Here is an 8,674-nt window from a genome sequence, read left to right as displayed (position 1 = left end):
TATCGCATATTTATCAAAATTTGGGGGCTAGAAGCTCAATTTATCTCGAAGAATTTTTACTCCTCAGAGCTGCATCCACGGAGCGATGAATTTATTTACTAAAGTGTATTATGGTGAAATCCGACCATTGGAATTTACGGTCAAACCGTTTACGTATCGACGGATTGCATAAGCAAGAAGTCGTAGATGGCGAGTTCCCGCCCTTGAGTATCATGGATACTCATGTTGCCTGTGGTTCCCAACGGGACGGGTGCCAGGCGTTGCCTGCAGATAGGCTGCCAACCATCCTATCACGCATCCACCCCGAAGGGAAAACAGGAAACCCCCACTTCGATAAGTGGGGGAGGTTCATGAGTGCGAAATACTCGCTCTTTTTTTCCTTTGATGGTATTATAAGGATGAAAAAGTAGATATCGACAGTTTAGGATGAGGAATCTAAAAAGCTAGGGGAACGAATGAATGTACAAGGATTTAGCCATGTGACCATTAATGTGAAGAATTTGGCTCGTTCGCTTCGTTTTTATAAGGATTTGTAATAGCTTATATGACGAATTTTTTATTAATAAAACATTGTTCTAAATAAACAGATTAAAAAAAGAAAATGATTCACTAAGATACGTTGATTTTCCATGGCAAAAATATTTCGAAGTATTGTGTAGATTCAAGGCATATAGTTATAATGTAAACAAAAAAATATTTTTGGTTAACAATTGGGGGATGAGGATGAAAAATCATATTCAATCCGTACTTCATCAATTAGAACAAAAAACACAAAAGCGCATGTTAAAGAATGTATCCTCTTCGGATGGCACATGGATCGTCATGAACGGAAAGAAGATGTTAAATTTAGCGTCGAATAATTATTTAGGACTAGCGGGAGATGAACGATTGATCGAAGCGGGATGTCAAGCAATGCGTACATACGGTGCGGGAGCTACTGCTTCGCGACTTATTGCCGGCAATTATGAACTATATACGAGGGCCGAAGAAGCGTTAAAAAGCTGGAAAAAGGCAGAAGCAGCGCTCATTTTCAATAGCGGATATACGGCCAATCTCGGAATCATTGCGGCTCTGATTGGCCGCGATGATATTGTGTTTAGCGATTGGCTCAATCATGCGAGCATTATTGATGGAATCAGATTAAGCGGCGCGGAACGATATCGTTATTATCATAACGATCTTAATCATTTAGAGTCATTATTGAAACAAGCATCTCCGCATAAACGAAAATTGATTGTCACCGACTCGATTTTCAGCATGGATGGGGATATGGCGCAGTTAGAAGGTTTAGTGACATTGAAGAAACGTTACAACGCCATCTTAATGGTTGATGAAGCGCATAGCAGCGGCATTTATGGAGAAAGAGGTGAAGGTCTTGTTCACCATCTTCATTTGCAAGATCAGGTTGACATCCAAATGGGCACCTTCAGCAAGGCGTTAGGATGTTTTGGAGCTTATGTCACGGGAGAACAGTGGCTCATTGATTATTTGATGAATACGTCGCGCAGCTTTATTTTTACAACCGCTTTGCCTCCAGCTGTTCTTGGTGCAATTGAAAAATCGATTGAGATTGTTCAAAAGGAACATATAAGAAGGCAAACGTTGCAAGATCACAGCCATTATTTCCGCACTGAACTCCAAAAGTTAGGATTTGACATTGGAAAAAGCACGACGCACATTGTTCCGATCATCATCGGATCAAATGAGCAAACGGTTCAAATGAGCGAGCGGCTTCAGGAACACGGAATCGCCGCGGTAGCGATCCGGCCGCCAACCGTTCCCGAAGGCACATCCCGCATCCGCTTCTCTCTTTCTTCCTCTTTGACGAAGGAAGAATTAGATTGGGCGCTCGAACGGATTGCAAAAGTAGGAAGAGAAATTGGGGTGATAACTTAAGATGATTGTGCGGATTGTTCCTCCAACTTTTGACTGATATGATGGTCATACGAATCGTCTATAAAAGTTACACCCGCGCTCCGATGCCGCATGTTGTTTGAGTTTCTATAATCAACAATAAATAAGGCAGAGGAGCGTGAGAAGATGTTGCTTATCAATGATGTCATTCATAAAATGATTTATGATTTGGAAAAGAGCTCAGATGTACTAAACTACAATCAAAAAAGCCGCTGAAAGTCCAGCGGTTTTTTTACATATCGACCATCCAGCTGGCCATACTAACAATAGGTGATGGCAAATGTACACAAAAGCGGAGTTGGAACAGTTTGTTGAACAAGCAAAACAGTATGCGCGTTATGGAAAAGTCGCCGATTACATTCCCGCTCTTGGCAAAGCGGATCCAAACGATTTGTCTATCGCTATTTACTTGCCCGACGGCAATGTCATCGATGCGGGGGATACGACTCATAAAGTGACGCTCCAAAGCATTTCGAAAATTATTGCCCTCGCCCTTGTCCTAATGGACCGTGGGGAACAAGAAGTGTTTCGGAAAGTAGGCATGGAGCCGACGGGAGATCCATTTAACTCGATTGCGAAGCTCGAAGAAATACAGCCAGCCAAACCGCTTAATCCAATGATCAACGCCGGGGCGCTTGCGGTGACGCATATGATTGCTGGTGCTTCCGTCGCGGAGCGGTTCGAGCGGCTTTTGCAGTTTGTACGGAAACTGTCGGGAAACCCGACCATCTCGTATTCGGAAGAAGTGGCCCGGTCCGAATTTGAAACGGCGTTTTTAAACCGCTCGCTTTGCTATTTTCTCAAGCAACATGGTATCATCAATGAAGATGTCGAAGAGCTAATGGACCTTTACACAAAACAATGCGCGATTGAAATGACGTGCATCGACTTGGCGCGAATTGGTCTTGTCTTTGCGATGGACGGATGCGACCCGTTCACTGATGAACAGATGATGCCGCTTGATGTCGCTCGCATTTGCAAAACGTTTATGGTCACGTGCGGCATGTACAACGCATCAGGTGAATTTGCCATCAAAATCGGCATTCCCGCAAAAAGCGGCGTTTCGGGCGGCATCCTCGCCGCCGTCCCAGGCCGGTTTGGCATCGGCATTTTCGGTCCGGCGTTGGATGAGAAAGGCAACAGCATCACCGGCATGAAACTGTTAGAACTGCTATCCAAGACATATTCCTTAAGCATTTTTTAAAACGAGGAGGAAACAAAGAATGAAATCATTTACTGTGCAATTTCATCGCGAAGATCAAATGGAAAACATGACTGTTCAAAAGTTAAATGAACAAGACTTTGAAAAAGCGACAGAAGGCGGGACAAGACATTTATTTGAACTAGATACGAACATCGGCTATTTCGTCTTTTTTGATGCCGAGGACGCAGAGGGAAACGTTTCGTATCTCGTTTTGCAATATGAAGAAGACAATGAAGACCCAAGCGCGTGCTACGGATTTGAGCTGAAAGATTTTTACGAATTCGTCGCACTTTACTTAAATGATCTAGAATTTGGAGATGAGGAAGAAGTCGACGAAGAAGAACAATACGGTCCAATTCACCATTTGGCACATCTTCTTTATCATATTGTGGAAGAAGGAAATTCCATCGAAGTGTAACGAAACGATCCTGGATCACGTGCGATCCAGGATTTATATTGCCCGCTTTTTGCACTTTTCGACACTGCCTCTCACCAGCCCCGCTTATGCCTGTCGATGATTCAATTATTTAGCGCTTCGTTGGCAAAAGTTTTTATCGAAGGCGATTGATTTCCTAAAAAAGCTGCTTTTCAAAGAGGAATTGCCAAACATGTGGTGGGCATAGGGTGAAAAAGGAAGGTGGCGAGGAGGTCTCCGTCCCTCTTTGCCATCTTATTATTGTAACTGACGTCATATCGCTTGCTTCCCATATTTTTCGGCATTGCCTTTCAATAGTTTCAACTCCTGCCCATCGATGCTTAAATCAATCAGCACCCCATTGAAAACATCTTCATTTGTCTTTTTATCATTCGACTGCAAATATCGTACGCGATACCACTTTTGTCCGTATTGAAAATACATATACCGCCCTTTTGCAAAGTCAAACCAAAACTTAACCCGTTCTCCGTTCACTGTTTTCCAGACGTAGCCCCATGCCCTTTTTTGAGGGAAATTTGTCATTTTTGGTCGGCCTGAATTGATGGCTTTGTAGAATAGCTTGTTTTTCACATCGTACAGTATCATGATCTGCTGCCTCCTTTTATCATCTATTACTACATATATAGAAGCAGCGGCAGAAAATTAGACTTCTTTTTTAGAAAGTAGCGGCATGTATGCAGTTCCTATCAGGCATGATCTCATGCACATTATCCTGTTGATTGCTCCCTTTTGTTGATTAGCTCCATAATCATGCGCACGAAAAACGATAGGATAAAGATGGTTATAAACGAATCCATCCATGTCCATGTATGATAGTTAATTAAATCTGTATATTTTTCACTAACTTCCAGCACAAGTAGACAAAAGATGCGCTTATTGATCTCTAAATACGATCATGCCGCAAATCATCGGAATGATCATTAACATTGCGACGGTTAGAGTAGGTATCGGCAGCCGGTTTGCGAATATTGCACCCATCACTCCCAGAAAACCGCCTATAATAAAAGGAATGGCGGTTTTTGTCTTGTCCGCATTTGGTTTTGCGTGATACCATGCGTCCCATACGCAATAAACATAAAATCCAGGGTAAAATAACATGTAGTCAAAATGGGTCACCTCGATAGCCTGTTGATGTAATCCGTTAAAATCAAGGTGAATGGCTTCGTTTATATGTCCGAATGCATTATCAAAGTGTTCTACAATGATAAAGAAGACACCCTTTATGAATTGACCATTATATATTTGCCCGAATCCAGGCATCAGCATGGAAAATAAAGCGGCAATATTTCTCATCGTATCCCCTTTCATTTTCTGGCAGTGGAAATCATCATCGTTTGTTACTTATATTTCCTTATGAGCGAGTTCAGTATGTATATGATGTTTTGGGTTGGATACGAATTTTCTCATTCATGGATACCGCGTTGATAAAAGTGCTCAACCAAACACGCTGATGGGCCATAAAAACAATTATGAACGATTCATCTCGGTTTTTCGGCAGAATTCGCTTCTTCTATTATTTGCTTGTATTGACGAATGCTGCGGTTAAGATAACGGGTTCTGGCGTTTTGGTCTTGGAGGGGGAAAGGAGAATTTGAATGGCGGCATTGTCTAGATTGGCGGTGATGTCATCCAATTTCCCAGCCCATGTGGGGCTATCTTGTTCGGGAGTCAGATAGAGTGGAAATCGTCAACTAATGACATTGGGAATAAAGCGAAACTTTTCCAAGCCATCATGATTTCTGAAGTACGATCGTTCATTTTCGATAAAGAGCAAAAAGTGCACATTTCACACAAGGGAAAAATCTTGTAGAATATGTAAAGAGAAAAAATAAAAAATAGGAGAGGATAGAATGCCAGTATACAACAAACTTGTCCGTGATAAAATTCCGCAAATTATTGAACAAGCGGGAAAGACATTTACAACGAGAATATTGGAAGATGACGAATATCGCAAAGAGCTGCGAAAAAAAGCATTTGAAGAATTAGAAGAGTATATGAATGCAGGTGACGATGAAAAAGCGCTAGAAGAATTGGCAGATGTGTTGGAAATTATTCATGCTCTTGCTGAATGCCACGGATCGTCGATCGAACGCGTTGAACAAATTCGAGCGGAAAAAGCAGAGAAGCGGGGAGGATTTAAAGAAAAAATCTTTTTAGTCGAGGTACACGATGAGTAAGGTCGAATTAATTCAACGCAATCTTATCGAAAAGATACAGGAACATATCGAAACATCGTCAACCATATACATATTGACCTCGTTCGTGATGAAATCGGGTGTCCGCCTGCTGAAAGAAACATTGAAAAAAGCAGCGGAACGAGGGGCGGATATTAAAATTTGCGCTGGCGATTATCTCTTTGTCACCCAGCCGGAAGCGCTTCGTGAGCTGATCTCTATTCATCCGGACATCGAGGTACGATTATGGCGAAGCAGGGGAGTATCTTTTCACCCAAAAGCATATTTATTTGAAAATACAACAAGCGGCTATTTTATTGTCGGTTCCTCCAACTTGTCGAAATCGGCGTTGACAGAAGGGATCGAATGGAATATCGGGTTGGACAAAAGCGTCGATGAAAACGTATTTGCAGAGTCAATGGAAGAGTTTTTGAAGCTGTTTTACGCTGATGAAACAGTACAAGTGAACGAAGAGACGTTAAAGGACTATGAAAAGCAGTATCATGACTATCACCAACGGCATCCGAATCTCGCGCGAACGTGGGCGGAAGCGGAAGAAGTTGAATTAATGCTTCCATTGGATAAAGCGGAGACGGAAATCAATGAACGTGATCATGACGTAATTTACGATCCAGCAACGGTTACATACGAAACGATTCGACCGCGCTTTGCCCAAGTGGAAGCGCTCGAACGGCTAGAAGCGACTTATGAAGAAGGCTACGACAAGGCGATGGTCGTCATGGCGACAGGGCTTGGGAAAACGTATTTGGCAGCGTTTTTTGCCCGCAATTTTCAAAAAGCGCTGTTTATCGCACATCGTGAAGAAATTCTTCGTCAGGCGAAAAAATCGTTTCAACGCGTCATGCCTAACAAAACGTTTGGCATTTATGACGGAAACGTGAAAGAAAAAGAAGCTGATATAATCTTTGCTTCGATTTTTACGTTAAGCATGAAAAAACATTTAGAAGCATTCGCCAAAGATGCCTTTGACTTGATTGTGATTGACGAATTTCATCATGCTGCCGCTCGTTCGTATCAGCGAGTACTGAATTATTTTCAGCCAAAATTTTTACTTGGGATTACGGCAACGCCAGATCGCAACGATAATAAAGATGTATATGCCATTTGCGATGGCAACGTGGCGTACAAAATTGATTTTATCGAAGCGGTGCAGCGGGGATGGCTTGCTCCTTTCCGCTATTACGGTGTTTACGACGATACGGATTATTCCAAGATCAAATGGCTTGGCAACCGCTATGATGAGGCAGAACTGCTTCAAGTGCAGCTAAGGGAAGAAATGGCAGACAAGATTTTAAAGGCATGGGAGAAATATAAGAAAACAAGAACGCTTGTATTTTGTTCATCGATCAAACAAGCCGACTTTTTATCCGAATATTTTCGAAAACGAAATTATCGAACGGTCAGCCTTCACTCCCAGCAGACAGACATTCCGCGCGATCAAGCTATCGCGATGCTGGAAAAAGGAGAATTAGATGCTATTTTCACGGTGGACTTATTTAATGAAGGCGTTGATATTCCATCAGTGGATACATTGCTGTTTGTCCGGCCGACAGAATCGCTCACCGTGTTCACCCAGCAAGTCGGCCGCGGACTTCGGTTGTATGAAGGAAAGGATTATTGCGTCATTATCGATTTAATCGGAAACTATCGCAATGCAGACGTGAAATTAGCGTTGTTTGATACGGAACGTGGGGAAGGTAAAAAGAAAAAAGCGTCACTGATCCCAACTGTTCCAGAAAATTGTTCGATTCACCTCGATGTACGAGCAATTAATCTATTAGAGGAAATGCGGAAAAAACGCCAGCCGCGTCGTGAGAAACTATTATTTGACTATCAACAACTAAAACAGGAACTCGGTTATCGCCCGACATACTTGCAGCTTCATCTCTATGGAAGAAGTGAGGCGTCTGAATATAAATCAGAGTTTAAATCGTATATCGGGTTTCTTTATTGGGCTGGGGAGCTGTCAGAACGAGAGAAAGAAATTTTCTCAAAGTATGAATCATGGTTAGTGGAAGTAGAACGCACTCCGATGACAAAAAGCTACAAAATGGTTGTTTTACAGGCGATGCTTCAACGGGGTTCTTCACGATGGCATTTGCCGATTACGCCGCAAGAGGCAGCACCATTTTTCCATCGCTATCTAACCGAGAAAGAATACCGGAAGCGCATTGATTTTTCAGACAAGGAAACAAAACGGCTATGGGTTTACGATGAAGAAAAAGTAAGCAAACTTATCGCTAGAATGCCGATGACGAAATGGAGCGGGAGTTCAAACGGACTTCTTTCCTTTGACAACAATGTGTTTTCTTTAACATTTTCCATCGGACCGGAAGACGAAGAGATTTTATACCAATGGACGAAGGAGATTTGTGAGTACAGGTTGCATGTGTATTTTGAGAGAAAGAATAAATAATTGTTTATGAGAACAGAAGCTAATACACGCTTCTGTTTTTATTTATACCGACACGATTCGACAACATTTTTCTTATGTTTTCGATACGATAATTTTAGGCATTTTTTACTATATACATGCAACATGAAGAGTTAACTTCTCAGTCATCCTGCACACCCTAAGCGCTGCAGCACTTCCTCCGGACGTTCGTGGATGTAGTTGACAAACCGAGTAATGGCTTGAATGATATCGTTGCGATCCTTGTGAAATACATTGGCAATCACCGTATCTTTCAGCCATTTCCATAAGCGTTCGATCGGGTTCAGCTGTGGCGAATAGGGAGGAAGGTAAATAAAGTGAAAACACTGCCCTTCTTCCCGCAAAAACTCCTTGACCATTTTGGCATGGTGAATGCGGGCGTTATCCAACACCAAGACCATGAGACGGTCCGGATAGCGCTCTTTGAGCATTCTCAAGAAATCCAAGAACGTCGCGGCATTGGCAGCGGTCGTTTGATGAAGCACCGTTTC

At 42.4% G+C, this 8,674-nt stretch carries 8 protein-coding genes and 1 pseudogene; 5 read left to right on the top strand and 4 right to left on the bottom strand.

Annotated features, from left to right (window positions below):
• Positions 1–723: 723 nt before the first annotated feature.
• The 3 genes from bioF to DCC82_RS11480 all read left to right on the top strand — a co-directional run bounded on the left by bioF (position 724) and on the right by DCC82_RS11480 (position 3,536).
• Entirely contained in the window at positions 724–1,896 is a 1,173-nt protein-coding gene (bioF, locus tag DCC82_RS11490) for an 8-amino-7-oxononanoate synthase (protein WP_097354662.1), read from the top strand.
• Positions 1,897–2,194: 298 nt separating this feature from the next.
• Positions 2,195–3,118, top strand: coding sequence for a glutaminase A (gene glsA / locus DCC82_RS11485; protein WP_097354661.1), 924 nt, complete (start codon positions 2,195–2,197; stop codon positions 3,116–3,118).
• Positions 3,119–3,137: 19 nt separating this feature from the next.
• Positions 3,138–3,536, top strand: a complete 399-nt coding sequence (locus DCC82_RS11480; protein ID WP_062756213.1) for a hypothetical protein — start codon at positions 3,138–3,140, stop codon at positions 3,534–3,536.
• A 270-nt stretch (positions 3,537–3,806) separates the two neighbouring features.
• Here the strand turns inward: DCC82_RS11480 and DCC82_RS11475 are convergent, their stop codons facing one another.
• The 3 genes and pseudogenes from DCC82_RS11475 to DCC82_RS18890 all read right to left on the bottom strand — a co-directional run.
• A complete protein-coding gene (locus DCC82_RS11475; RefSeq protein WP_097354660.1) occupies positions 3,807–4,139 on the bottom strand; it encodes a hypothetical protein in 333 nt (110 codons plus the stop codon).
• 288 nt (positions 4,140–4,427) lie between these two features.
• Positions 4,428–4,847, bottom strand: coding sequence for a hypothetical protein (locus tag DCC82_RS11470; RefSeq protein ID WP_097354659.1), 420 nt, complete (start codon positions 4,845–4,847; stop codon positions 4,428–4,430).
• 220 nt (positions 4,848–5,067) lie between these two features.
• Positions 5,068–5,229, bottom strand: a pseudogene (locus DCC82_RS18890) (YoqH family protein); the annotation flags it as partial.
• A 175-nt stretch (positions 5,230–5,404) separates the two neighbouring features.
• Between DCC82_RS18890 and DCC82_RS11465 the strand changes: the two are divergent.
• A complete protein-coding gene (locus tag DCC82_RS11465; protein ID WP_042411406.1) occupies positions 5,405–5,731 on the top strand; it encodes a nucleoside triphosphate pyrophosphohydrolase in 327 nt (108 codons plus the stop codon).
• Entirely contained in the window at positions 5,724–8,165 is a 2,442-nt protein-coding gene (locus DCC82_RS11460) for a DEAD/DEAH box helicase family protein (RefSeq protein WP_097354658.1), read from the top strand. The genes DCC82_RS11465 and DCC82_RS11460 overlap by 8 nt, the downstream gene beginning before the upstream one ends.
• A gap of 143 nt (positions 8,166–8,308) precedes the next feature.
• On the opposite strand, the gene DCC82_RS11455 is transcribed toward DCC82_RS11460, so the two are convergent.
• Positions 8,309–8,674, bottom strand: a 366-nt coding sequence (locus DCC82_RS11455) for an IS630 family transposase (RefSeq protein WP_108430377.1), incomplete at its 5' end; no start/stop codon positions are given.

It is taken from the genome of Geobacillus sp. LYN3, assembly GCF_003064505.1.
GTDB classification, from domain to species: domain Bacteria; phylum Bacillota; class Bacilli; order Bacillales; family Anoxybacillaceae; genus Parageobacillus_B; species Parageobacillus_B toebii.
Note: the sequence above shows the minus strand (reverse complement) of the source record. Positions and strands in the feature narration are given on the sequence as shown.

What these genes read in the sequence shown, in the direction of transcription:
- bioF (WP_097354662.1), top strand. Translation starts at nt 724, where the DNA reads ATGAAAAATCATATTCAATCCGTACTTCATCAATTAGAACAAAAAACA.
- DCC82_RS11465 (WP_042411406.1), top strand. Translation starts at nt 5,405, where the DNA reads ATGCCAGTATACAACAAACTTGTCCGTGATAAAATTCCGCAAATTATT.
- DCC82_RS11460 (WP_097354658.1), top strand. Translation starts at nt 5,724, where the DNA reads ATGAGTAAGGTCGAATTAATTCAACGCAATCTTATCGAAAAGATACAG.
- DCC82_RS11475 (WP_097354660.1), bottom strand. Translation starts at nt 4,139, where the DNA reads ATGATACTGTACGATGTGAAAAACAAGCTATTCTACAAAGCCATCAAT.
- glsA (WP_097354661.1), top strand. Translation starts at nt 2,195, where the DNA reads ATGTACACAAAAGCGGAGTTGGAACAGTTTGTTGAACAAGCAAAACAG.
- DCC82_RS11480 (WP_062756213.1), top strand. Translation starts at nt 3,138, where the DNA reads ATGAAATCATTTACTGTGCAATTTCATCGCGAAGATCAAATGGAAAAC.
- DCC82_RS11470 (WP_097354659.1), bottom strand. Translation starts at nt 4,847, where the DNA reads ATGAGAAATATTGCCGCTTTATTTTCCATGCTGATGCCTGGATTCGGG.